23 protein-coding genes are annotated in these 24,168 nt (G+C 72.0%); 8 read left to right on the top strand and 15 right to left on the bottom strand.

Annotated elements, in window-relative coordinates:
- Positions 1-49 precede the first annotated feature (49 nt).
- The 5 genes from ACLQ2S_RS00795 (at position 50) to ACLQ2S_RS00815 (ending at position 5,877) form a co-directional block, all read left to right on the top strand.
- Positions 50-868, top strand: coding sequence for an ATP-binding cassette domain-containing protein (locus ACLQ2S_RS00795; protein ID WP_309222508.1), 819 nt, complete (start codon positions 50-52; stop codon positions 866-868).
- Positions 865-2,124 carry a sugar ABC transporter permease gene (locus tag ACLQ2S_RS00800; RefSeq protein ID WP_155214597.1) on the top strand — a complete coding sequence of 420 codons (1,260 nt, stop codon included), beginning with the start codon at positions 865-867 and terminating at the stop codon, positions 2,122-2,124. Before ACLQ2S_RS00795 ends, ACLQ2S_RS00800 begins: the two co-directional genes overlap by 4 nt.
- 29 nt (positions 2,125-2,153) lie before the next feature.
- Positions 2,154-3,335 carry an ROK family transcriptional regulator gene (locus ACLQ2S_RS00805; protein ID WP_425700919.1) on the top strand — a complete coding sequence of 394 codons (1,182 nt, stop codon included), beginning with the start codon at positions 2,154-2,156 and terminating at the stop codon, positions 3,333-3,335.
- Positions 3,336-3,481: 146 nt separating this feature from the next.
- On the top strand, positions 3,482-4,219 hold the full coding sequence (locus ACLQ2S_RS00810) for a DUF4142 domain-containing protein (protein ID WP_155214595.1): 738 nt from the start codon (positions 3,482-3,484) through the stop codon (positions 4,217-4,219).
- Positions 4,220-4,236: 17 nt separating this feature from the next.
- Positions 4,237-5,877 (top strand): copper resistance protein CopC, encoded by a 1,641-nt coding sequence (locus tag ACLQ2S_RS00815; protein WP_425700920.1) that lies wholly within the window; start codon positions 4,237-4,239, stop codon positions 5,875-5,877.
- Positions 5,878-5,903: 26 nt separating this feature from the next.
- On the opposite strand, the gene ACLQ2S_RS00820 is transcribed toward ACLQ2S_RS00815, so the two are convergent.
- The 10 genes from ACLQ2S_RS00820 to ACLQ2S_RS00865 form a co-directional block, all read right to left on the bottom strand.
- Positions 5,904-6,158, bottom strand: coding sequence for a hypothetical protein (locus ACLQ2S_RS00820; protein WP_309222507.1), 255 nt, complete (start codon positions 6,156-6,158; stop codon positions 5,904-5,906).
- A 12-nt stretch (positions 6,159-6,170) separates the two neighbouring features.
- Entirely contained in the window at positions 6,171-7,217 is a 1,047-nt protein-coding gene (gene tsaD / locus ACLQ2S_RS00825; protein ID WP_155214593.1) for a tRNA (adenosine(37)-N6)-threonylcarbamoyltransferase complex transferase subunit TsaD, read from the bottom strand.
- Between the two features lie 5 nt (positions 7,218-7,222).
- Positions 7,223-7,675 carry a ribosomal protein S18-alanine N-acetyltransferase gene (gene rimI, locus ACLQ2S_RS00830; protein ID WP_425700921.1) on the bottom strand — a complete coding sequence of 151 codons (453 nt, stop codon included), beginning with the start codon at positions 7,673-7,675 and terminating at the stop codon, positions 7,223-7,225.
- Positions 7,672-8,349 (bottom strand): tRNA (adenosine(37)-N6)-threonylcarbamoyltransferase complex dimerization subunit type 1 TsaB, encoded by a 678-nt coding sequence (gene tsaB, locus ACLQ2S_RS00835; protein WP_309222505.1) that lies wholly within the window; start codon positions 8,347-8,349, stop codon positions 7,672-7,674. Before tsaB ends, rimI begins: the two co-directional genes overlap by 4 nt.
- A 185-nt stretch (positions 8,350-8,534) precedes the next feature.
- Positions 8,535-9,686 (bottom strand): glycoside hydrolase family 11 protein, encoded by a 1,152-nt coding sequence (locus ACLQ2S_RS00840; RefSeq protein WP_196222418.1) that lies wholly within the window; start codon positions 9,684-9,686, stop codon positions 8,535-8,537.
- Between the two features lie 315 nt (positions 9,687-10,001).
- Positions 10,002-10,703, bottom strand: a complete 702-nt coding sequence (gene ung / locus ACLQ2S_RS00845) for a uracil-DNA glycosylase (protein ID WP_155214591.1) — start codon at positions 10,701-10,703, stop codon at positions 10,002-10,004.
- 80 nt (positions 10,704-10,783) lie between these two features.
- Positions 10,784-11,281, bottom strand: coding sequence for a tRNA (adenosine(37)-N6)-threonylcarbamoyltransferase complex ATPase subunit type 1 TsaE (gene tsaE / locus ACLQ2S_RS00850; protein ID WP_155214590.1), 498 nt, complete (start codon positions 11,279-11,281; stop codon positions 10,784-10,786).
- Positions 11,260-12,363 carry an alpha/beta fold hydrolase gene (locus ACLQ2S_RS00855; protein WP_425700922.1) on the bottom strand — a complete coding sequence of 368 codons (1,104 nt, stop codon included), beginning with the start codon at positions 12,361-12,363 and terminating at the stop codon, positions 11,260-11,262. The genes tsaE and ACLQ2S_RS00855 overlap by 22 nt, the downstream gene beginning before the upstream one ends.
- A gap of 55 nt (positions 12,364-12,418) precedes the next feature.
- The gene (gene alr / locus ACLQ2S_RS00860; protein WP_155214882.1) at positions 12,419-13,537 is read right to left on the bottom strand and encodes an alanine racemase; all 1,119 of its coding nucleotides are present in this window, start codon (positions 13,535-13,537) and stop codon (positions 12,419-12,421) included.
- Between the two features lie 42 nt (positions 13,538-13,579).
- On the bottom strand, positions 13,580-15,049 hold the full coding sequence (locus ACLQ2S_RS00865; RefSeq protein WP_155214589.1) for an NAD(P)H-hydrate dehydratase: 1,470 nt from the start codon (positions 15,047-15,049) through the stop codon (positions 13,580-13,582).
- Positions 15,050-15,270: 221 nt separating this feature from the next.
- Here ACLQ2S_RS00865 and ACLQ2S_RS00870 point away from each other — a divergent pair, with 221 nt between their 5' ends.
- The gene (locus ACLQ2S_RS00870; protein WP_155214588.1) at positions 15,271-15,567 is read left to right on the top strand and encodes a hypothetical protein; all 297 of its coding nucleotides are present in this window, start codon (positions 15,271-15,273) and stop codon (positions 15,565-15,567) included.
- Positions 15,564-17,153, top strand: coding sequence for an alpha/beta hydrolase (locus ACLQ2S_RS00875; protein WP_425700923.1), 1,590 nt, complete (start codon positions 15,564-15,566; stop codon positions 17,151-17,153). The genes ACLQ2S_RS00870 and ACLQ2S_RS00875 overlap by 4 nt, the downstream gene beginning before the upstream one ends.
- Before the next feature lie 11 nt (positions 17,154-17,164).
- On the opposite strand, the gene glmS is transcribed toward ACLQ2S_RS00875, so the two are convergent.
- Positions 17,165-19,078: a glutamine--fructose-6-phosphate transaminase (isomerizing) gene (gene glmS / locus ACLQ2S_RS00880; RefSeq protein WP_425700924.1), complete on the bottom strand. Its 1,914-nt coding sequence runs from the start codon at positions 19,076-19,078 to the stop codon at positions 17,165-17,167.
- 155 nt (positions 19,079-19,233) lie between these two features.
- Here glmS and ACLQ2S_RS00885 point away from each other — a divergent pair, with 155 nt between their 5' ends.
- On the top strand, positions 19,234-20,427 hold the full coding sequence (locus ACLQ2S_RS00885) for a pyridoxal phosphate-dependent aminotransferase (protein WP_309222502.1): 1,194 nt from the start codon (positions 19,234-19,236) through the stop codon (positions 20,425-20,427).
- A gap of 69 nt (positions 20,428-20,496) precedes the next feature.
- Here ACLQ2S_RS00885 and ACLQ2S_RS00890 read toward each other — a convergent pair whose 3' ends face one another.
- The 4 genes from ACLQ2S_RS00890 to rplM all read right to left on the bottom strand — a co-directional run bounded on the left by ACLQ2S_RS00890 (position 20,497) and on the right by rplM (position 24,125).
- Positions 20,497-21,585 (bottom strand): hypothetical protein, encoded by a 1,089-nt coding sequence (locus ACLQ2S_RS00890; RefSeq protein ID WP_155214585.1) that lies wholly within the window; start codon positions 21,583-21,585, stop codon positions 20,497-20,499.
- A gap of 124 nt (positions 21,586-21,709) precedes the next feature.
- Positions 21,710-23,062: a phosphoglucosamine mutase gene (gene glmM, locus ACLQ2S_RS00895; protein WP_155214584.1), complete on the bottom strand. Its 1,353-nt coding sequence runs from the start codon at positions 23,060-23,062 to the stop codon at positions 21,710-21,712.
- A gap of 134 nt (positions 23,063-23,196) precedes the next feature.
- Positions 23,197-23,661: a 30S ribosomal protein S9 gene (gene rpsI, locus ACLQ2S_RS00900; protein WP_155214583.1), complete on the bottom strand. Its 465-nt coding sequence runs from the start codon at positions 23,659-23,661 to the stop codon at positions 23,197-23,199.
- A 20-nt stretch (positions 23,662-23,681) separates the two neighbouring features.
- A complete protein-coding gene (rplM, locus tag ACLQ2S_RS00905) occupies positions 23,682-24,125 on the bottom strand; it encodes a 50S ribosomal protein L13 (protein ID WP_309222501.1) in 444 nt (147 codons plus the stop codon).
- Positions 24,126-24,168: the final 43 nt, after the last annotated feature.

Consider the following 24,168-nt stretch of genomic DNA (forward strand, 5'->3'; position numbering starts at 1 on the left):
GCGCCGCTGGACGGGCCCCGATCTCCCTCCGCGACATAAGGAGAACCCCGTGTCCGCGACCCCTCTGCTGGAGCTACGCGGGATCGACAAGAGTTTCGGTCCCGTCCAGGTTCTGCGCGACGTCGCCTTCGCCGCCTACCCGGGCGAGGTCACCGCACTCGTCGGCGACAACGGCGCCGGCAAGTCCACCCTGGTCAAGTGCATCAGCGGCATCTACCCGACCGACGCCGGAGAGTTCCTCTTCGACGGCCAGCCGGTCAGCATCAACAGCCCGCGCGACGCCGCCTCGCTCGGCATCGAGGTCGTCTACCAGGACCTCGCACTCTGTGACAATCTCGACATCGTGCAGAACATGTTCCTCGGCCGCGAGAAGCGCAACGGCATCGTCCTCGACGAGCCGACCATGGAACAGATGGCGGCCGAGACCCTCGCTGGGCTCTCCGTACGCACCGTCAAGTCGCTACGCCAGCACGTCTCCAGCCTCTCCGGCGGCCAGCGCCAGACCGTGGCGATCGCCAAGGCGGTGCTCTGGAACAGCAAGCTGGTGATCCTGGACGAGCCGACCGCCGCGCTCGGCGTGGCGCAGACCGCCCAGGTGCTCGAACTGGTCCGGCGGCTGGCCGACAACGGTCTGGCCGTCGTCCTGATCTCGCACAACATGAACGACGTCTTCGCGGTCTCCGACCGGATCGCCGCGCTCTACCTCGGACAGATGGTCGCCCAGGTGAAGACCACCGACATCACTCACGCCCAGGTGGTCGAACTGATCACCGCCGGTCGCTCCGGCGAACTCGGGCTCGCCAGCGAACCGGCAACCAGCGGCAACGGCGCGGCGTCGGCCGACAGCACCACGGGAGGCCTCGCATGAGCACCACCGTCGTCAAGCAGGAGGGGCCGGCCGCCGTCACGCCGGCACCCACCGTCGCCAGCCACGCCCGCGACTACTGGCGACGGGTACGCGGTGGTGACATCGGTGCCCTGCCCGCCGTACTCGGTCTACTCGTCCTCTGCACCGTCTTCTCGATCATGCGGCCGTCGTTCCTCACCGCCGGGAACTTCGCCAACCTGTTCACCCAGGGCGCGGCGGTCACGTTGATCGCGATGGGCCTGGTCTTCGTCCTGCTGCTCGGCGAGATCGACCTGTCGGCCGGCTTCGCCAGCGGCGTCTGCGCGGCGGTCCTGGCCAACGTGGTCACCGTGCTCGGACATCCCTGGTACGTCGCGGTGATCGCCGCCGTGCTCACCGGCATGGTGATCGGTACGACGCTCGGCTTCCTGGTCGCCAAGGTCGGCATTCCCTCCTTCGTGGTCACCCTGGCCGGTTTCCTCGCCTTCCAGGGCGTGGTGCTGCTGCTGATGGAGGAAGGCCGCAACATCTCGGTACGCGATTCGGTGCTGGTGGCGATCGCCAACCGCAACATGCCGCCGTTGCTCGGCTGGGCGCTGGCCGCCGTGGCCGTCGCCGGTTACGCCGCCGCTCAGCTGCTCCGCCACCGCAGCCGCTCCGCGCGGGGCCTGGTCACCGACCCGATCGCGGTGATCCTCGCCCGGATCGGCGGGCTGGCGGTCATCCTCGGTCTCGCGGTCTACGTGCTCAACCTGGAGCGCAGCCGCAACGTCCTGATCAGCTCGCTCAAGGGCGTGCCGATCGTGGTGCCGCTCATCGCCGTGCTGCTGGTCGTCTGGACCTTCGTGCTGCAGCGCACCAGCTACGGCCGACACATCTACGCCGTCGGAGGTAACAAGGAGGCCGCCCGCCGGGCCGGCATCAACGTGGACCGGATCCGCATCTCGGTCTTCGTCATCTGCTCGACGATGGCCGCGATCGGTGGCATCGTCGCCGCCAGCCGGGCCAACTCGGTCGACCCGAACACCGGCGGCAGCAACGTGCTGCTCTACGCCGTCGGCGCGGCCGTGATCGGTGGCACCAGTCTCTTCGGTGGCAAGGGTCGGGTCCTGGACGCGGTGCTCGGCGGCGCGGTGGTCGCGGTGATCGACAACGGCATGGGTCTGATGGGCTACAGCTCGGGCGTCAAGTACGTGGTCACCGGCGTGGTGCTGCTCCTGGCGGCCAGCGTCGACGCGTTGTCGCGCCGCCGAGCCGCCGCCACCGGCAGTCGCTGATCCGCTCCACCGAAAGTAGTCAGACCCTGATGCGCGTAGGACCGAGCCAGGACGAGATTCGTCGACAGAATCTGGGTGCCCTGCTGCGCTTCGTCCATGTGCACGGCGCGACCACGCGCGCGGAACTGACCACCGCGTTGGGGTTGAACCGGAGCACCATCGGCGCGCTCACCGCCGACCTCGCCGCGGCCGGCCTGGTGACTGAGGGGGCGCCGAGGGAAACCGGCCGGGCCGGACGACCGTCGCTGGTCGTCCGGCCCGAGTCGGAGCGGATCTTCGCGTACGCGTACAGCATCGAGGTGGACCGGCTGCGGGCCGCGCGGGTCGGGCTCGGCGGCGCGGTGCTCGACCGCCGGGAACTGGACCGTCCGCGCGGTCTCACCGCTGCGGAGGCCGCACCGCTGCTGGCCAGCGCGGTCAAGGAGATGCGCCAGGCGTTGCCGGAGGACGCCGTCTGCGTCGGCACCGGGGTGGCGGTCTGCGGCATGGTCCGTCGTGCCGACGGGCTGGTCCGGCTCGGGCCGACCACCGGTTGGGTGGACGAACCGATCGGCCCGGCCCTGAGCACGGAACTCGGTCTCGACATGCCGGTCACGGTCGGCAACGTGGCCGACGTGGCGGCCTTCGCCGAACACGCCCGGGGCGCGGCAGCCGGCTGCGACAACGTCATCTACCTCTACGGGGACGTCGGCGTGGGCGCCGGGATCATCGCCGGAGGGCGCCGGCTGACCGGGCACGGCGGCTACAGCGGCGAGGTGGGGCACATGGTGGTGACCCGCGACGGGGCCCGCTGCGAGTGCGGCAACCGGGGCTGCTGGGAGACCGAGATCGGCGAGCATGGGCTGTTGCGGGCTGCCGGCCGATCCGATGCCCGGGGTCGGGAGGCGCTGCTGGCGGTCTTCGACGCCGCCGACCGGGGGGACGCCCAGGCCCAGATAGCGGTACGGCAGGCCGGTGACTGGCTCGGCTTCGGCGTCGCCAACCTGGTCAACCTCTTCAACCCCGAGATGGTCATCTTCGGCGGCACCATGCGGGACCTCTACCTGGCCGCCGCCGCCCAGGTGCGCAGCCGGCTCAACTGCAACGGGTTGCCGGCCTGTCTGGAGCACGTCCGGCTGCGTACGCCGCTGCTCGGCGAGGACGCGCCGCTGGTCGGTGCCGCCGAACTCGCCTTCGACCGGCTGCTCGCCGACCCGCTCGACGTCGGCTGATCTCCACTTCACGTTTTCGTGAGCCGGTCTCGCCGACTGGTGAACTGATCGGCAAGACAATCCGTACCAGTCTGCGGACGGACATCCGACAGGTGCGGAGGTCCGTCGCTCAACGATCGGTTCTCGTCCGAGGAGGCGCCGCAGACATGGCACCGCTGGATTCCGCTCGTCGCCGGCAGGGCAACCGGTCCCGTCGCTTGGCGGTGCTGCTCACCACGATCGCCGCAGCCCTCGTCGTCCTGCCCGGCATGGCGCTGGCCGCGCCGGTCGCCCAGCAACTCGCCGCCGCCGACCAGGCACTGCTCGACGGAGTGCGACTGGCCGGGCTCTGGGAGATGCCGGCCGGGCAGATGGCCGCCGAGAAGGGCCAGTCACGGGTGGTCCGCGAGGTCGGCGCCGAAATCGCCCGGCAGCACGAGGAACTGGACCGACTCACGGTGGAGGCGGCCAACAAGTTGGGTGCCACCATCCCGACCCAGCCGACGGCGGAGCAGCAGGGTTGGCTGGACGAGATGAAGAACGCCAAGGGTGCCCGCTTCGACCAGATCTTCGTCACCCGGCTGCGGGTCGCCCACGGCAAGATCTTCCCGGTCATCGGCGCGGTCCGTGCCAGCACGCGAAACGATGTGATCCGGGAGCTGGCCAACTCGGCCAACACCTTCGTCGGCGACCACATGGACATGCTGGAGAGCACCGGTCTGGTCCGGTACGCCGAGCTTCCGCCCGCCGCGCTGCCGGCACCGGGCAACGACGGCCTGCTCGCCGCCGCGTCGGCCAACACCGGCCCGCAGATCGGCGTCAGCAACACGCTCATCTGGGCGATCTTCCTCGGCGCCCTCGGCACCGGCGGCTTCCTCACGTACCGCATGTTCCGCCGCGCCTGACCGTCTTCCAGCGACCGATGACCCGCCGCGCCCGAGTCACCGCCCTGCTCGGGCTGGTCCTCGCCGCGTTGTGCGCCGCCCTGGGCTCCGCCAGCCCAGCGGCGGCGCACGCCGTGGTGGTGGCCACCACTCCGCAGCACGACGAGGTGCTCGGGTACGCGCCGCGCGAGGTGCTGGTGACCTTCAGCGAGACCATCGCCGTGGTCCCCGGTCGGGTGCAGGTCCTCGCGCCCGACGGCAAGCGGATCAACGTCGGCGAACCGGAGGTCCGCGGCCGGACCATGCGGATCGCCCTGCGGGCGTCGGATCGTCCACTCGGCACCTACCTGGTCAGCTATCGCGTCATCTCGGCGGACAGTCACCCGGTCGCGGGCAGTTTCACCTTCGCCGCCGGGGCGCCGTCGGCCACCCCGCCACTACCCGCCGAGGCGGACGCCACTGCGGCCGCGACGCTGCTGCCGGTGGCGAAGTACCTCGGCTACCTGGGCCTGTTGCTGGCGGTGGGTCCGACCCTGCTCACCGCCACCCTCTGGCCCCGCCGCCGACCTCGACGCGGGGCGACGATCGTGGCGCTGGTCGGGCTCGGGTTGATCGCCGTCGGCACGCTCGGCACCTGGATCGGGCAGGCGGCACAGGTGGTCGGCGCGCCGGTCGGTCGGCTCTCCACCGCCGACCTGCGGGCGGTCGCCGACACCGACGTCGGAACGGTGCTGGCGGTACGCCTGGCGCTGGTCGGCCTCGCCGCGGCGCTGCTGCCGGCGGTCACCCGGGGTGCCGCCGGACGTCGGCGGACCGGCGCGCTGGCCACGGTGGGCGTGGCCGGCCTGGTCACCTGGCCACTGGCCGGGCATCCGATCGCCTCGCCGGTGCCGCCGGTGAGCATCGTGCTGGCCACCGTGCACATCGCCGGGGTCACCATCTGGCTGGGCGGGCTGCTCGCCCTGACGGTGTTCCTGCTCCGGGGCACCCACGAGCGGGTCCTCGCCCGGATCCTGCCGGCCTGGTCCCGGTGGGCGACGCTGGCCGTGGCCTGGCTCGTCACCGCCGGGATCATGCAGGCGGCGATCGAACTCGGCCGCCCCCCGGCGCTGTGGGAGAGCACCTACGGTCGGCTGCTGCTGGGAAAGGCGGCACTGCTGGCCGGGGTGCTGACCGTCGCGGCCGGACAACGCCGCCTGATCCGCCGTCGGGTCGCGGCCAGCCGACCCCGATGGGTCACCCGGGCGGCCGGGGTGGAACTCGCCGTGACCGCGGTGGTGCTGGCGTTGACCGCGATGCTGGTCCAGACACCACCCGGTCGCGCCGCCGGCACGACGGCCGACGGGGTGACCCGGGAGGGCGTCGCGCAGTCGCTCACCACCGATCTGTTCACCCTCCAGTTCGACGTCTATCCGGCGGTCGCCGGCACCGCGAACAGCCTGCACGCGTACGTCTACACCCCGCAGGCGAAGGAGTTGCCGGTGGCGGAGTGGACGGTCACCGCGGCGCTACCGGAGGCCGGTATCGAGCCGATCACCGTCGACGTCCTCGCGCTGGAGCCGCACCACGGCAGCGCCGAGATCCATTTCCCGGTCGCCGGTGACTGGACGTTGCGGATCAGCGCTCGGACCAGTGAGATCGACCGTTCCACCGCGACCACCACGGTGACCATTCGCTGAGCGTGCCCGCCCGCGCCGTCGTCGGGTCAGCGGTCGACCTGGGTGAAGTCCCAGGAGTGCGGCTGCCGGGCGAGCAGCATCACCGGTGGGTCGGGCAGCGGCCGAGGACTGCTGCGCCACTTGGAGATCACCACGACCCGGTGGTCGGTGGAGGAGAAGACCTCGCTGGACACGTGCAGCGGGTCGTGCTCGAACTCGGGCAGCGCGGTGTCGCAGACCCAGGTGATCAGGTCGGCGAGCGCGTACGGCTCCGCCCGTGCCTCCCACATCCGTACGATCACGTCGCTGTCCTCTCAGACGCTGACCGTGGTCAGCGGCATGGCCGAGTCCGCAGGCAGGTCCAGCCGGCTCGGCGCGACACCGGCCGCGACCAGGTGTGCGCCGAGGGCCGCCACCATCGCGCCATTGTCCGTGCACAGGCCGGGCCGGGGCACGCGGACCCGGATGCCGTGTCGGGCGGCCCGCTGCTCGGCCATCGCCCGCAGCCGCGAGTTGGCCGCCACTCCCCCGCCGATCACCAGCGTCTCCACACCCCGGCCACGGCAGGCGTCCAGCGCCTTGCCGACCAGCACGTCACAGACCGCCTCCTGGAAGGAGGCGGCGACATCGGCGACCGGGACCGGTTCACCGGCCCGCTGCCGCGCCTCCACCCACCGCGCCACCGCCGTCTTCAGGCCGGAGAAGGAGAAGTCGTGGCGGTGTGCCACGAGATCCTTCGCGGCGGTCAGGCCGCGCGGGAAGGCGATCGCCGCCGGGTCACCGTCCCGGGCCTCCCGGTCGATGTGCGGTCCCCCGGGGAACGGCAGGCCAAGCAGACGGGCCACCTTGTCGAACGCCTCACCGGCCGCGTCGTCGATCGTGGCGCCCAGCGGAGTCACCCCCCGGGCCAGGTCGTCGACCAGGAGCAGCGACGAGTGGCCACCGGAGACCAGCAGCGCGATCGCCGGTTCGGGCAGCGGTCCGTGCTCCAGGGTGTCCACCGCGACGTGGGCGGCGAGATGGTTGACGCCGTAGACCGGCTTCTCGGCGGCGACCGCGTACCCCTTGGCCGCGGCCACCCCGACCAGCAGCGCCCCGGCCAGACCCGGCCCGGCGGTGACCGCGATCGCGTCGATGTCGGCGAGCGTCACCCCCGCCTCGCTCAACGCCCGTTCCATCGTCGGCACGATGGCCTCCAGGTGCGCCCGGCTGGCCACCTCCGGCACCACGCCACCGAACCGGGCGTGCTGGTCCACGCTGGAGGCGAGCGCGTCGGCGAGCAGGGTGTGCCCGCGTACGACACCGACACCGGTCTCGTCGCACGAGGTCTCGATGCCGAGGATCAGTGGTTCGTCAGCCATGGTTCTCAATCCTGGGTGCGCCGCATGACCAGCGCGTCGGTGTTGCTCGGTTGGTAGTAGCCGCGCCGCACGCCGATCGGCTCGAAACCATACGTCGCGTAGAGCCGCTGGGCCGCCACGTTGTCGGCGGCGACCTCCAGCAACACGGCGCGTACGCCGAGCCGACCGGCCTCGGTGAGCAGCGCCTCCAGCAGCAGCCGGCCGATGCCCCGGCGTTGGGCGTCCCGCCGGACCGCGATGTTCTGCACCCACGCCTCGTCGGGCGGGGCGACCGCGAGCCCGGCGTAGCCGAGTACGGCACCCTCGTCGTCGGTGTAGACCCGGTAGAAGTGCCCGTGGGACAGCTCGTTCCAGAACATCGCCGCGGACCACTGCTCGGCGCCGAAGAGGTCCGCCTCGATGGGCAGCACCTCGTCGATGTGCCACCAGCGGAACCGGGCCGGTCCCGACTGGTTCACGGCAGCACCGACTTGCGGGCGGTGGCGGCCACCGCGTCCGGTCGGCGCAGGTAGAGCGGGGTGAGGGGATCACCGGGCGCACCCGCACGGATCCGCTCGGCGGCGAGGGTGGCCAGCGCGTGCGCGTCCGGGTAGCGCGGCTCGTCGCGCACCGGCAGACCCAGCGTGTCGGCGTAGCGGTGCGCGCCGTCGCCGACCGCCGCGACGACGGCCAGCTCACGGGCCCGCTCGGCGGCCACCGATGGGGCGGAGACCTCCGGGCCGACCAGGCGTTGACCGGCACCGTCGTAGACCGCCCAGTAGATCTCCCGACGCCGCGCGTCGCTCGCCGCCAACACCGGTTCGCCCGACGCCGCCGGGTGGCCGATGGCGTCCAGCGAGCAGACACCGTACGCCGGGATGCCGAGCGCCTGCCCCATCGTGGCGGCGGTGACCAGCCCCACCCGCAGCCCGGTGAACGGCCCGGGGCCGAGCCCCGCGACGATCGCCCCCAGGTCGGCCGGGCGGGCACCGACGTCGGCCAGCACCGCGTCCACCTGTGGGGCGAGCAGTTCGCCGTGCGCCCGGGCGTCGACCGTGCACCGGTGCGCCCGGGTCATGACGCCGCTCGCGGTGACCTCGACGAGCGCCGCGGTCACCGCCGGGGTCGAACTGTCCACCACCAGTACGAGCACGGTGAACCAGCCTAGCCGCATCGCCTCGGGCACTTGGACGCCCGCCCGCCTTCGCCGCCGGGTCGTAGCACCCGCGCGGCGCACCCACGATCGTGTGTGGTGCCGAGCAAGCCGTATTCAGCAAGAAAGCACGGGGCCAGGCTCGTGAGAGCCTGGCCCCGTGGTGACGGATCAGTCGCGATGGATCAGTTGCGACGGCTCCACTGCTGGTTCGCTCCACCCCAGCAGCTGTACAGCTGGATCATCGCCCCGTTACCGCTGCCACCGGCGTCGAGGCAGAGCCCTGACTGCACTCCGGTGATCGTGCCGTTGGAGTTGACGTTCCACTGCTGGTTCGCGCCACCGTGGCAGTCATAGATGATCACCCGCGTGCCGTTGCTGGTGCCCTGGTTAGAGGCGTCCAGGCACTTGCCGTTCACCGTCAGCTGCCTGTTCGAGGTGTGGGTGAACCGCTGGTTCGAGCCACCCCAGCAGTCGTACAACTGGATCTGGGTGCCGTTGGAGGTGCTGGAGTTCGGCACGTCCAGGCAGCGGCCGGACTGCTGGCCGACGATCATCTGGCCGCTACCGCCACTGGGCGGCGGGGTGGTGGGGTTGCCCGGGTTGGTCGGGCCGGGGTCGGAGCTGCCGCCCTCGCGCAGGGTGATGTCCGAGCTGCCCTGGCTCTGGTAACCCTCGGTCGCCATGATCTGGTAGTAGTGGTTGCCCAGGTTCAACCCGACCCGGGCCCAGGCGTCGAAGTGGTTCGCGGTGGTGATCGTGCCACTGCTGCGCTTCTGCTGCCGGACGCTCCAGTACTGGTAGAACGTCGCGGTACCGTCGATCGACGGCTGGTTCACCCGCTGGCTACGCAGAATGTCGTAGGTGCCACCATCAGTGGTCACGCTGCCCAGCCGGGTCGCGCCACTGCTCGGGTTGTAGCTACCGAAGTTCTCGACGATGTAGTACTCGACCAGCGGGTTACGGGTCCAGCCGTACAGCGCGAGGTAGCTGTTGTTGTTACCCGGGTTGTAGGTACCCGAGTAGCTGATCGTACGGCGCGTGCCAGGGTTCCAGCCCTTGCCGCCGACCCAGTTGTTCGTGCTCCTGCTCCACGAGCTGCTGTAACGACCGTTCTCGCGCAACACCATGCAGGCGTCGCCGCTGTCCTTCCAGAACGAGAAGAAGAACCCGTTGTGGGTACCCTCCGTGTTCGAACAGACCTGACGGTCAGCCTCGGCCTGGGCAGGGCTGGCCACGACGACGGTGGTTGCCAACACTGCGGCGAAGGCGGCGGCAGCCAGCATCCTGACGCGGCTGCGTCGGCGGCTCTTGCGGTGTGTGGGGACTTCGTTCATGGTGGCGTGCTTCTCCTTGCGAGAGGCGGCGTGGCGTGATCGACGGGGCGTGTGTGGTTGAGGGACGGTCACCACGCGTCGAGGCCGCGCCATGGTTGTACGAACTACCGGACTGTCGGTTGGGTGGGTGATCCACTACTGCTCGGCGTAGCCACTGACCCCCAGACTGAAAACGTTAGCCGACATCTATTTCCGATATCGTTATCCAACGATCGACGTCAGTCAAGAAGGGTCATCCGACCGGCTCTACCGAGCCAACCAGGTGGCTGCCACCACCTGGTACGTGCGGGCGGCGTGGCGGGCGGAGCACCCGGCTCAACCGGCCGAACGCTCCCAGTCGATGGTGGGCAGGCCGACGTCGGCGAGCGCCTTGTTGGCCGCGCTGAACGGCCGGCTGCCGAGGAAGCCGCGCGGATTCATCGGGCTGGGATGACCGGCCTCCAGCACCACGTGCAGGGGGTTGCCCACCAGCGAGGCCTTCTTGCGCGCGTAACCGCCCCAGAGCAGGAACACCACCCGGGAATCCAGCGCGTCGAGCGCCCGGATGGTCGCGTCGGTGAACTCCTCCCAGCCCCGGTTGGCGTGTGACCCGGGCCGCCCCTCGCGCACGGTCAGCACCGAGTTGAGCAACAGCACGCCCTGCGCCGCCCAGCCGTCGAGGTTGCCGCTGCGCGGCTTCGGCACCCCTAGATCCTCGCCCAGTTCCTTGAAGATGTTGCGCAACGACGGGGGCACCGACACCCCCTCGCGAACACTGAAGCTCAACCCGTGTGCCTGGCCGGCCCGGTGGTAGGGATCCTGGCCGAGGATCAGCACCCGGCAGGCCGAGGGGGCGCAGAGCCGGTAGGCCGCGAAGAGGTCCGCCACCGGCGGGAAGACCGTCTCGGCGGCGTACTCCCGGGCGACGAAATCACCCAGCGCGGCCGTGCGGGCCGGATCGAGGTGAGGGGTCAGCACCGCCCGCCACTCGTCGGGAAGCATCGCCGGCAGGTCGAGGGCGGGGGCGTCGTCGGGCATCGGCAACCTCTCACTGGTGAGCACGTCTACGGGCACCGTCGGTACCGGGTACGCACTGTAGGTACCGGGTGCGACAGCGCTCAGCCCAGGGCGGCGAGGCGCTCCGCCCAGTCGCCACCGACCGGCTCCAGCTCCACCGTGCGGGTGTCGTCGTCGTGCCGGTGCAGCCGGATCCGCAGATGCGCGTCGGCCAGTTGCTCGACCAACCCCTCGCCCCACTCGACCACGGTCACCGACTCGTCCACCGAGGCGTCCAGGTCGAGGTCGTCGATCTCGGCCCGGGGGTCGCCCGCGTCGCCCAGCCGGTACGCGTCGGCGTGCACCAGCGCCACCCCCCGCCCACCGGCCGGATCCGCACGGTGCACCCGGGCGATCACGAACGTCGGGGAGGTGATGTCACCGAGCACGCCCAGGCCGCTGCCGATCCCCCGGGTCAGCGCGGTCTTGCCGGCGCCCAACGGACCGGTGAGCAGCACCAGGTCACCGGCGCGCAGCAGCCCGGCCAGCCGACGCCCGAAGGCGTACGTGTCGGCGACGGTCGGCAGCACGACCTCGGTCACGGGTCGTCCCTCCGGCAGGTGTCGAGAAAGCGCAGCAACGCGGCGTTGACCTCGTCGGCGTGCTCCAGCATCACCACGTGGCCGCTGTCCGGGATCCGGACGAACTCGGCGTGCGGCAGCCGCCGGACGATCTCCTCCGAATGGTTCAGCGGGGTGATCATGTCCTTGTCGCCGACGATCACCAGCACCGGCGTGCCGGCCAACGCGGCCAACGCCGGGAACCGGGAGTGGGTCGCCAGGGTACGCAGGTAACGGGTCACCGTGTCGGCGGAGGTACGGGAGTTCATCTCCTCCACGTACGACACCAGCGCGGGGCTCGGCGTTCGGGAGCCGAAGCCGTACCGGCGGGTGAGCAACCAGGCCACGTTGGTGGTCGAGCGGCGAGCCCGGTCGATCACCGCCCCGCCGTAGCGGGTGACGTTGCCCGCCATGTAGAGCACCGGCGCACCCACCCGGCCCAGCAGGGCGGGCGCGACCAGCTTCGTCTCCGCCAGCAGCCCACCCGACGTGGCCATCAGCACGGTGCCGACCACCCGGTCACCGAACATCTCCGGATACAACTCGGCCAGCGCCATGATGGTCATGCCGCCCATCGAATGGCCGACGAGCACCAGGGGCCCCTCCGGTGCGGCCTCGTCGATCACCCGGCGCAGTGTGCGGCCCAACGCGACCAGGTCGTACTCGCCGCTCTCCAGCCGCCCCGACCGGCCGTGCCCGGGCTGGTCGTACGCGACGATCCGGTGCTCGCCCCGCTCGGCGAGCAGCTTGCGCTGGAAGTGGAAGGTGCCCATGTCCAGACAGAAGCCGTGCACCAGCACCACGGTCGGGTTGTCCGCCACCGGGCGGGTGGGCTCGACCACCTCGACGTGGATGTCGGTGCCGTCGCTCATCTCCAGCCGGTACGCCTCGTCGTACCGCTGGTCACCGAAGACCTCGTCGGCGTACGCGTCGGCGGGGTCCGCCTTGAGCCGGCGGACCAGGGCGCGTTCCGTGGCGACGCCGGCGGCCAGTCCGGCGGCGGCCACCCCCAGCGCCGCGCCGACCAGCCCGGCGGCCTTGCCGACGGTGGTCCGGGGCCGGGGAATCTGCCAGCCGGTCACCGCACCACCTCGCCGCACGACCGTGCGCCTCGTGACTCCCGCCGGGCTTGCCTGCTCACGACGACTCGCCGTCGTAGACGCGGGGCACCCGGGTGCTGCCGAACCGGGTGACGATCTCGTAGTTGATGGTGCCGACCGCCTCGGCCCAGTCGTCGGCCGTGGGTTCGCCCTCGGCCCCACTGCCGAACAGAGTCGCCACGTCGCCCGCGGCCACCGGATCGTCGCCGCAGTCGAGCACGAACTGATCCATGCAGACCCGACCGGAGATGGTCCGGCGGACTCCGCCGAGCTGCACCGGACCGGAGTTCGAGGCGTGCCGGGGCACCCCGTCGGCGTAGCCGAGCGGCACCACGGCCAGATTCGCCTCGCGTCCGGTGGTGTACGTGTGGCCGTAGGAGACACCGGCACCGGCCGGCACCCGCTTGGTCAGCATCACCCGGGCGCGGGCGCTCATCGCCGGACGCAGCCCGTACGTCTCGCCGGTCACCGGCGACAGGCCGTAGACGGCCAGCCCCGGACGGACCAGGTCGAAGTGGGTGTCCGGCCGGGTCAGCGTGGCCGCCGAGTTGGCCAGGTGCCGGTAGCGCGGACGCAGCCCGGCCCGCTCGACCATGGCCAGCCCCTCGTGGAAGACGGCCAACTGCCGGTCGGTGGTCGGGTGGCCGGGCGAGTCCGCGTACACGAAGTGGCTCCACACCCCGACCACCTCGACCAGTCCGTCGGCCTGGGCCTTCGCGGCGGCGTCGAGCAGGGCCGGCCAGTCGGCGACCGTCGCGCCGCCCCGGGCCAGCCCAGTGTCGATCTTCAGGTGCAGTCGGGCCGGACGGCCTGCCGTCCGACTCGCCTCCAGCATCTCGTCGAGCTGCGGCAGGCTGGCCGCCCCCAGGTCGACGCCGGCCGACACGCCGGCGTGCAGCGGTAGCCCCGGGGCGAGCAGCCAGGCCAGCACCGGGGCGTCGATGCCGGCCGCGCGCAACGCCAGCGCCTCGTCCAGGGTGCAGACGCCGAGCCAGTCCGCGCCCGCGTCGAGCGCGGCACGGGCCGCCGGAACCATGCCGTGGCCGTAGCCGTCGCCCTTCACCACCGCCATCAGCTCCGCGCTGGTGCCCGCGCGCAGCCGGGTCACGTTCTCCCGGATCGCGTCAAGGTCGACACGTACCTCGGCCTGCCACATGCCCTCCACCCTACTTTCCACGCTGATCACCACGGCGGGTACTCAGGGCAGACGGGCCAGCACGGGACGCAGCGCGGCGACGACGTCCGGCGCGGTGACCGGGCCGCTGCGGGCCGCCTCCCGGCCGGCCAGCCCGTGCACGTACGCCGCCGCGGCGGCGGCCCGCTCGGCCGGCAGCCCCGCCGCGAGTAGCGAACCGAGCAGGCCGGCCAGCACGTCGCCGGTGCCACCGGTGGCCAGCGCGGGCGTTCCGGTCGGGTTGACGTACGCCTGCCCGTCCGGCGTGCCGATCACCGTGCGGTCCCCCTTGAGCAGCACCACCGCGTTCATCCAGGCGGCCAGTCGCAGCGTGGCGGCGACCCGGTCGGCACCCGGTTCCTCCCCGCAGAGCCGGGTGAACTCGCGATCGTGCGGGGTCACCACGATCGGCGCGTCCCGCCGGCGCAGCTGGTCGGCCAGGGAGCCGTCGACCAGCAGGGTCAGCGCGTCGGCGTCCAGCACCACCGGAACCGGCGCGGCGAGTACGCTGCGCAGCTCGGCCGCGGCCCGCTCGTCGGTGCCCAGTCCCGACCCGCACACCCAGGCCTGCACCCGACCGGCATCGGCCACCCGGTCGGTGGCGATCACCGAGGGGTGCTGGCGCACCACCTCGTCCCGGGCGCCCCCGGCGTAGCGGACCAGGCCGGTCGGCCCGGCGAGCGCGCCGCCGACGGAGAGCACCGCCGCACCCGGGTACGTCGCGGAGCCGGTGGCCAACCCGACCACGCCCCGGGAGTACTTCTCGGAGTGGGGGCCGAGCGTGGGCCACCAGTCGGCCACGTCGGACCACTCCACCACGTGCAGGGCGGGGCTGCCGCGCAGCCACGGCGCCAACCCGATGTCGACCAGTTCCACCTCGCCGGCCAGCGCGGCGGCCGGGCCGACCGCCAGTGCCGGTTTCCACGCGCCGAAGGTCACCGTCACGTCGGCGTGTACCGCGTTCGGACGGCCGGACGCCGTCAGCGGCACCCCGCCGGTGTCCACCGTGACACCGCTGGGCACGTCCACCGCCACCACCGTCGCCCGCTCACCGTCGCGGCCCCGGTGCCGGAGCAGACTCGCCGCCAACTGCTCGGCGGTCTCCCGTAGCCCACCGTGCCCGCCGATGCCGACGATCCCGTCGAGCACCACGTCGACCACGGCCGGTGGGCGGGACACGACCCGTCCTCCGGCGGCGCGTAGCGCGGCCAGCCCCTCTCGGTGCACCCGCTCCGGGGTGAGCAGCAGGGCCGACACCTCGGCCCCACGCCGGGCGAGCCGGGCACCGGCGTAGAGGGCGTCGCCGCCGTTGTCACCGGAGCCGACGAGCAGCAGCACCGGTGCGGCGTACACCCCGCCCCGCTCGGCGAGCAGCAGCGCACAGCGGCGGGCCAGCCCGGCGGCGGCGCGTTGCATCAGCGTGCCGGACGGCAGGGTGGCCATCAGGGACGCCTCGGCGGCACGCACGTCCGCCACCCGCCAGACCGGTCTCAAGGCCCACCCCGTTCCCCGCGCGCACCGGCGCGACCGTCGCCGAACACCACGGCCAACCCTACCGGCGCGCGGGCCGCAAGATAGCCGTCGAGCACTGCTGGAGCAACACCTGTGGACAGAGCAGGAGTACCCACACCACCGGTTGTCCACAGGGCACCGCCACCGGCATCGGCGACGCCTAGCGTCGGCGGCGTCGGGCTGATGCCGGGTGGGAGGGGCCGATGACCGAGCAGAAGTTGACCGTGCGGCCGGAGCTGCTGCACCAGGCCGGGCGGGCGCTGGATGCCGCCGGCTACCGGCTGGCGCACGGGCTGGCCGGCGAGCGGGGTCTGACCGCACCGGCTCGGGAATGGTCGACGGCACAGGCGCTCGCCCGCCTGGAGGCGGCCGTGCACGCCTGGTCCGGGCGGCTCGGTGCCCGGGTCGCGGCGACCGGCGACGCGGTGCGCGCAGCCGCCGGGGCGTACGAGTCGGTGGACGCCAGGGCCGCCGCCCGGCTCTCCGCCCTGCCCCGATGAGCACACCCACGCGGGTCGGCTACGCCCAGCTCTCCACGGCCGACCCGAGCGCGTGGCGGGCCACCGGGTCGTCCTGGGCGGGGCTGGGCGGGTTGGCCGAGCGGCGGGCCGGCGAGCTGACCGAGGTCGGCAACACCCTGCGCACCGGGTGGTCCGGCAGTGCCGCCGGGTCGGCCGACGCCCGGCTGTCCGGGCTGCGCCACGAGTTGGTCGCGCTGGCTCCGGCCGCGATCGAGACCGATCAGGTACTTGCCGAGTTCGCCGCGCGGCTGGTCGCCGCCCGGGGTCGGCTGACGGCAGCCGTGGCCGCCGCTGCCGAGACCGGCGTGTTGATCGACCGTCGGGGTGGCGTACGCGCCGACCCGACCCGGATGCCGCCCGAGCACGCCGTGCGCCAGGTGTCCACGGCCCTGCGGTCGGCCCTCGACCAGGCCGCCACGGCCGACGCGGAGGCCACGGCCCGCCTGGCGCGGCTGACCGAGGCCGCCGGCACCGGCTGGACGGCCCGGCCACCGTCGTACCGTCCGCCGCCGAACGCCGATCCGGCTCTGGTGCGTCGCTGGTGGGCCGGGCTCACCTCGGCCGAGCGGCGCTGGCTGGTGGTGCACGAGCCGGAGCTGATCGGCCGCCTCGACGGGGTGCCGGCCGACGCCCGTGACCAGGCCAACCGGTTACTGCTCGCGGCCCGCCGGGCGGAGCTGGTCCAGCGGTGGGAGCAGTTGCTCGCCCGGCTGCCGCGCGGCCCGGCGGAGCTGGCCGGCCTGCGTGCCGTCGACGCCGCGAGGTCCGGGCTGGACGCCCTCGTCGACCGGCTGGAGTCGGCTCAGCAGCCCCGGGCGTACCTGCTGGGTCTGGATGTCGGCGGCGAGGGGCGGGCGGTGGTGGCGCTGGGCAACCCGGATCGGGCCACGGACGTGCTCACCTATGTGCCGGGCATGACCTCCGGACTGCACGACGCCACCGGCGAGCTGGGCCGGGCGGCGCGGGTGCTGGCCCGCTGCGCCGAGTTGGCCCCCGGTACGCAGACCTCGGCGGTGCTCTGGCTGGACTACGACGCCCCGGACTTCCTGCACGAGGCGGCCTGGGACGGGCAGGCCCGCGCGGCCGGTGAGGCGCTGCACCGGTTCCAGGAGGGCCTGCGGGCCACCCACGACGACCCGCCGGGACGGCAGACGGTGCTCGGGCACAGCTACGGGTCGCTGGTGGTGGGCACCGCCGCTCGCGATCATGGTCTGGCGGCGGACGCGCTGGTCTTCGTCGGCTCACCCGGGGTCGGCGTGACACACGCGGCCGACCTGGGCCTGCCACCCGACCAAGTGTGGGCCAGCACCGCGCCGGACGACGTGATCCGGCTGACCCGCCCGCCGGACGAACTGGCCCGGCGGGCGGCGCTCGGTGCCTCCCCGGTCGGCACCATCGTCGGCTGGCTGGCCGGGTCGGGCGACGAACGCTGGTTCGGGCGCGACCCGGCCGAGCCGGGCTTCGGGGGCCGGACGTTCCCCAGTGGCCGGTACGGCCACACCGGCTACTGGCACCCGGACAATCCGGCCCTGGACGGCATGGCGCGGGTGGTGCTGGGCCGGTGACCGGCCACCGGTCACTCCACCGTGACGGACTTGGCCAGGTTGCGCGGCTGGTCGACGTCGTGGCCCCGGGCGGCGGCGATCTCGGCCGCGAGCACCTGGAGCGGCACCGCGGTGACCAGCGGCGCGAGCAGCGTGGGCGTCCGTGGGACGTAGATCAGATGATCGGCGTACCGGACGACCGACTCGTCGCCCTCCTCGGCGATGACGATGGTGCGGGCGCCACGGGCGCGTACCTCCTGGATGTTGGAGACCACCTTGTCGTGCAGCATGCCCCGGCCCACCGGAGACGGGACGATGCAGATCACCGGGGTGTTCTGGTCGACGAGCGAGATCGGGCCGTGCTTCAACTCGCCTGCGGCGAAGCCCTCGGCGTGCATGTACGCCAACTCCTTGAGCTTCAGCGCACCCTCCAACGCCACCGGGTAGCCGACGTGCCGGCCGATGAACAGGATGGTCGGTTCGGCGCTCAACTGGCGGGCCAGCTCGCGGACCGGCTCGACCCGCCCGAGCAGTTCCCGCAGCTTGTCCGGCACCTGGTGGAGCTGCTCGACCACGGCCGCCACCTCGTCGGCGAACTTGATGCCGCGCACCTGGGCCAGGTGCAACCCGATCAGGTAACACGCGACCAACTGGGTGAGGAACGCCTTGGTGGAGGCGACGGCGATCTCCGGCCCGCCGTGGGTGTAGAGGACCGCGTCGGACTCGCGCGGGATGGTGGAGCCGTTGGTGTTGCAGATGGCCAGCACCCGGGCCTTCTGGTCCTTGGCGTGGCGCAGCGCCATCAAGGTGTCCATGGTCTCGCCGGACTGCGAGATCACCACGATCAGGGTGGACCGGTCCAGCACCGGGTCGCGGTAGCGGAACTCGCTGGCCAACTCCACCTCGCAGGGGATCCGGGTCCAGTGTTCGATGGCGTACTTCGCCACCATCCCGGCGTGGTAGGAGGTGCCGCAGGCGACGATGAAGACCTTGTCGACGTCGCGTAGGTCCTGGTCACTCAGGCGGACCTCGTCGAGCATGATCTCGCCGGACTCGGTGAGCCGACCGAGCAGCGTGTCGGCCACCGCCGCCGGCTGCTCGGCGATCTCCTTGAGCATGAACCAGTCGTAGCCGCCCTTCTCGGCGGCGGAGGAGTCCCAGTCGATGTGGAAGTCCTTGCCGGTGGCCGGCTGGCCGTCGAAGTCGGTGATCTCGATGCTCTCGCTGGTGATCAGGACGATCTGGTCCTGGCCCAGTTCGACCGCGTCCCGAGTGTGCTCGATGAACGCGGCGACGTCGCTGGCGAGGTAGTTCTCCCCGTCACCGCGACCGACGACCAGGGGTGAGTTGCGGCGTGCGCCGACCACCGCGCCGGGGATGGCCGAGTCGACGGCGAGCAGCGTGAAGGCGCCCTCCAGCCGTTGGCAGACCACCCGCATGGCGGCGGTCAGCAACTGCGGCCCGTCCGGCTGGCCCGCCGCACGCAGGTCGTTCAGGGCGGTGGAGAGCAGATGCGCGGCGCACTCGGTGTCGGTGTCGCTGGCGAAGGTGACGCCCTGCTCCTCCAACTCGGCACGGAGCTTGGCGAAGTTCTCGATGATGCCGTTGTGGATCACCGCGACCCGACCGTCGGGCGACAGGTGCGGGTGGGCGTTGCGGTCCGTCGGGCCACCGTGGGTGGCCCAACGGGTGTGCCCGATGCCGGTGGTGCCGTCGCCGATGCCGATCGGGCTGGCGGCGCAGCCGGCCGGGTCCTCGGCCGCCCGCTCGGAGAGCACCTTCTCCAGGTTGGCCAGTTTGCCGGCCTTCTTCTCAGTCAACAGCTCTCCGTCGCAGACGATGGCGACGCCGGCCGAGTCATAGCCGCGGTACTCCAGCCGCCGCAAGCCGTCGAGCACGATGCCGAGCGCCGGTCGGGCCCCGGCGTAACCCACGATTCCACACATGGGTGACAGCCTAACTAGTTTCGCTCACGATGTCTGCTCGAAACCGGGGTAAACAATCACGCAACTTGAGCGATTCGGCGATGGGGGCGGAGGTTGCCACAAAGCACTCATCCGGTGAGGGCGGACCGGCGGCTCATCCCCGTACCCTGACGGGCGTGACGATCAGCGATGTGGACCCGCTGGTGGCCCGGATGCGCCCGTTCGGGACGACGATCTTCGCGGAGATGTCCGCCCTCGCGGTAAGCACCGGCGCGGTGAACCTCGGACAGGGTTTCCCGGACACCGACGGCCCGCCCGAGATGCTCGCCGCCGCGGCGCAGGCCCTGACCAACGGACGCAACCAGTACCCACCCGGCCCCGGCATCCCCGAGCTGCGCGCGGCCGTCGCGGCACACCAGCGCCGCTTCTGGGGACTGGAGTACGACCCGGATGGTGAGGTGGTGGTGACCGCCGGAGCCACCGAGGCGGTGGCCGCCGCGATCCTCGCCCTCTGCGAGCCGGGTGACGAGGTGATCTGCTTCGAGCCCTACTACGACTCGTACGCCGCCTCGATCACCCTGGCCGGTGCGGTCCGGCGGCCGGTGACGCTCCGCCCGGACGCCACCGGGCGGTACGCCTTCGACCCCGACGACCTGCGGGCCGCGTTCGGTGCGCGTACTCGGCTGGTGCTGCTGAACTCCCCGCACAACCCGACCGGGAAGGTGTTCACACCCGACGAGTTGACCCTGATCGCCCAGCTGTGCCAGGAGCACGATACGTACGCGGTCACCGACGAGGTGTACGAGCACCTGGCCTTCACCGACGCCGCCAGCGGGCACGTGCCGCTGGCCACCCTGCCGGGAATGCGGGAGCGCACCCTGCGGATCTCCTCCGCCGGCAAGACCTTCTCCTGCACCGGCTGGAAAGTGGGCTGGGCCAGCGGCCCGGCGCCGCTGGTGTCGGCGCTGCTGCGGGTCAAGCAGTTCCTCACCTTCGTCAACGCCGCGCCCCTGCAACCCGCGGTGGCGGTGGCGCTCGCCCTACCCGACGACTACTTCACCGCGTTCCGCGACGGCTTGCAGGCCCGCCGGGACCAACTGGTCGACGGGCTGGCCGCCGCCGGTTTCGACGTACTCACCCCGGAGGGGACGTACTTCGTCACCGCGGACATCACCGCCCTCGGCGGCAACGACGGGGTGGAGTTCTGCCGCACGCTGCCCGAGTGGTCCGGCGTGGTCGCGGTGCCCACCCAGGTCTTCTACGACGACCCCGAGGCCGGTCGGCGGTTGATCCGGTTCGCCTTCTGCAAACGTCCCGAGGTGCTGACCGAGGCGGTGACCCGGCTGCGCCGGCTGCCCGAGGCCCGATGACCGACACGGCGTGAGGTCACGCGAGGGCCGCGCCCGACGTCGATTCGCCGTCGGGGCGCGGCCCCGGCGTCAGCTGGGAGTGCGGGCTGCCCCGGTCGGCGCGGCGACGACCGGTGGCCGCGCGGTCCGGGCCCGTCGCCGCGCCGCCGACCAGGCCAGCACCATCGCGACGAGGAAGAGCACGGGCGCGAGCTGGGCGACTTCGGCCGCTGACCGGACGTCGTAGGTGACCGCGAGGAACCGGGCCCGCTCGGCCGCGTCCTGCCACTCCTTCGGGTCCAGCCCGATGAAATCGTGCGCGAGGAGGAGCGCGAAGGCTGCCGGCACCGTCACGAGCAGCAGGGGCAACCGCCCACGGGTCGACCGGCGCAACGCGGCCCACCAGGTCACGGCGGCGAGCACCAGCGTGCCGACCATGGTGAGCACCGCACCGCCACCGAAGGTGGGCCACCAGGCGTTGCTCCGGTCCACTCCGCTCCCGGTCACGCCGTAGACGGTCACCCAGGGCAGCGCGATGCCGGCGAACAGCGCCAGTGTGCCGGCCCCCGCCACGACGAACCGGCCGGACCCCGGCCACAGGCTGGTCAGCACCACCGCGGCGAGCGCCGCGACGGCGAGCACGGCGAACGTCAGGCCGAGGCTGTCATAGCCGAGCCAGATCGAGCCGAAGTCCCGGTCCAGCACCGGGGTCAGCCGGCGCACGACCTCGGCCCAGCGGGCGGCGGCCTCGTCCGGTGTGGACGAGATACGGTACGCGGCACCGAACAGCACGGTCGACATCGCCAGCAGGGCACCGCCCGCCGCGACCGCGGCGATCCGTGCCACGGATCTGGGCAGCACCACCGCGCCCACCACCAGCGGCACCAGCGGCACCAACAGGAGGAGGTACGCCCAGCCCCATCCGTCGATTTCGGTGACAGCGAGCCCGGTGGTCGAATCCTGATGGATCAGCGAGTCGTTCCTGCTGCCCAGCACGCTCAGGGTCACCTCGGACCAGGGCGCTGCCACGGAGCCGACGACCAGCCCCAACGCGACCACGATCACGAGCAGGCGACCCCAGCGGGCCCCGAGCCAGCTCTGCCCTGCGTCGGGCGGGGCGTCGGCCGGCGCCGAGCCGGCGGGTTGCCCCAGGAAGCCAGGAGAACCTGGGTGAGACACGGTCACCCCCGTCAGGTGTGGTCCGCCCGTTCGGCGGCCGGCGGTCATCGTCCCACGGCACCCTACACAGTAGGGGGAGGTGCGTCGGACCTCGGCGGAGCCGAGGCGCGACCTGCCGTGTCGGTCAGGCGGGGCTGGCGGTCCGAACCTGGGCGGCGATGCGCTCGGCGATGTCGCGGGCGATCTGCTCGGTGGCCGCCTCGACCATCACCCGGACCAACGGCTCGGTGCCCGACGGACGCAGCAGCACCCGCCCGGTCTCACCCAGCTCGGCCTCGGCCCGCTCGACCTCGGCGCGTACCGCCGGTGCGGCGGCACCGACGGTGCGGTCACCGACCGGCACGTTGATCAGCACCTGCGGCAGCTTGGTGACCACGCTGGCGAGGTCCGCGAGGGAACGGCCGGTGGCCGCCATCCGGGCCATCAGGTGCAGTCCGGTGAGGACACCGTCGCCGGTGGTCGCGTACGCCGGCATCACGATGTGTCCGCTCTGCTCGCCACCGAGGGCAAGCCCGGAGGCGCGCAACTCCTCCAGCACGTACCGGTCGCCGACCTTGGTCTCGACCAGCCGGATGCCGGCGGCGGACATGGCCAGGCGCAGACCGAGGTTGCTCATCACGGTGGCGACCAGGGTGTCCCCGGTCAACGTGCCGACCTCCCGCATGGCCAGCGCCAGGATCGCCATCACCTGGTCGCCGTCGACCTCGTCGCCCTCGGCGGTCACCGCCACGCACCGGTCCGCGTCGCCGTCGTGCGCGATGCCCACCTGTGCGCCGTGCTCGACCACCGCCTGGCGCAGCGCCTCGATGTGGTTGGAGCCGCAGCCGTCGTTGATGTTGAGCCCGTCCGGCTCGGCGTGGATCGCGATGACCTCGGCGCCGGCCTCCCGGTAGACGGCCGGGGCCACCTCGGCGGCGGCACCGTTGGCGCAGTCGACCACCACCTTGATCCCGTCGAGCCGGTGCGTCGCGGTGCCGACGACGTGTTGCACGTAGTGGTTCGCGCCGTCGAGCAGGTCGTGTACCCGGCCCACCCCGGCTCCGACCGGACGCTTCCAGGCGGTGGTGGCGTTGGCCTCGATCGCCGCCTCGATCCGCATCTCGATCTCGTCGGGCAGCTTGTGCCCGCCTGCGGCGAACAACTTGATCCCGTTGTCCGGCATCGGGTTGTGCGAGGCCGACAGCATCACGCCGAGGTCCGCCTTGGCTTCGGCGGTGAGGAACGCCACCGCCGGCGTGGGCAGCACACCGACCCGGATCACCGTCGCACCCGCGCTGGTCAGCCCGGCCACCACTGCGGCTTCGAGCATCTCGCCGCTGGCCCGGGTGTCCCGACCCACCACCGCCAACGGGGGGCGACCCCGATCCGACTCGGCGAGGGTGTGGGCGGCCGCGACCGCCACCGAGAGCGCCAACTCCGGGGTGAGGTCGGCGTTCGCCCGTCCACGTACGCCGTCCGTGCCGAACAATCGGCCCATACCCACCAACCTCCGATGAACTGCCGATACAGGAAGAATGCCTTGTCGCGAAGCAACGAAAACGGCCGGGCCACCTCCCCTGTCGAGAGGAGGCGGACCGGCCGTCCGTCAGAAGTACAAGGTGCGGCTGGAGATCAGCGCTTCGAGTACTGAGGAGCCTTACGGGCCTTCTTGAGGCCGTACTTCTTGCTCTCCTTGACCCGGGCGTCCCGGGTCAGGAAGCCGGCCTTCTTCAGGGCCGGGCGGTCGTCGGGCTCGCTGACGATCAGCGCCCGGGCGATGGCCAGCCGCAGCGCACCGGCCTGGCCGGTGGTGCCGCCGCCACGCAGGTTGGCGATGACGTCGAACGCCTCGGCCTTCTCGGCGGTGACCAGCGGGTCCTTGATCAGCTGCTGGTGCACCTTGCTCGGGAAGTACGCCTCCAGGTCACGCCCGTTGCAGGTGATCTTGCCGGAGCCCGGCACGATACGCACGCGGACGATGGCCTCCTTGCGCCGACCCACGGTCTGGATCGGGCGGTCACCACGAGGCGCGCGCGCGACGGGCGCCGGCGCCTCGGTGGCCTCAAGGGCGACCTCGGTGGCGGTGATGTCGGTCATGCTGCTTCCTTCGCCCGCGCTCACTGCGCGATCTGCTTGATCTCGAACGGCACCGGCTGCTGCGCGCCGTGCGGGTGCTCGGCACCGGCGTAGACCTTCAGCTTCTTGATGAGCTGACGGCCGAGCTTGTTGTGCGGGAGCATCCCCTTCACCGCCAGCTCGACGGCCCGCTCGGGGCGCTTGGCCAGCAACTCGTCGTAGCCAACCTGCTTCAGGCCACCCGGGTAACCGGAGTGCCGGTAAGCGATCTTCTGCTGCCGCTTGTTGCCGGTCAGCGCCACCTTGCCCGCGTTCACGATGACGACGAAGTCGCCCGTGTCGACGTGCGGCGCGAAAGTCGGCTTGTGCTTGCCCCGCAGCAGCGTGGCGGCGTGGGTGGCCAGGCGGCCCAGCACGACATCAGAGGCGTCGATGACGTGCCACTGACGCTCGATCTCACCCGGCTTCGGGCTGTACGTACGCACAGGTCTACCTTGTCTCGTCGTCGGTCTGGGGTAGCGCGCCGAG

The organism is Micromonospora sp. DT48 (assembly GCF_049844495.1).
Taxonomy (GTDB): domain Bacteria; phylum Actinomycetota; class Actinomycetes; order Mycobacteriales; family Micromonosporaceae; genus Micromonospora.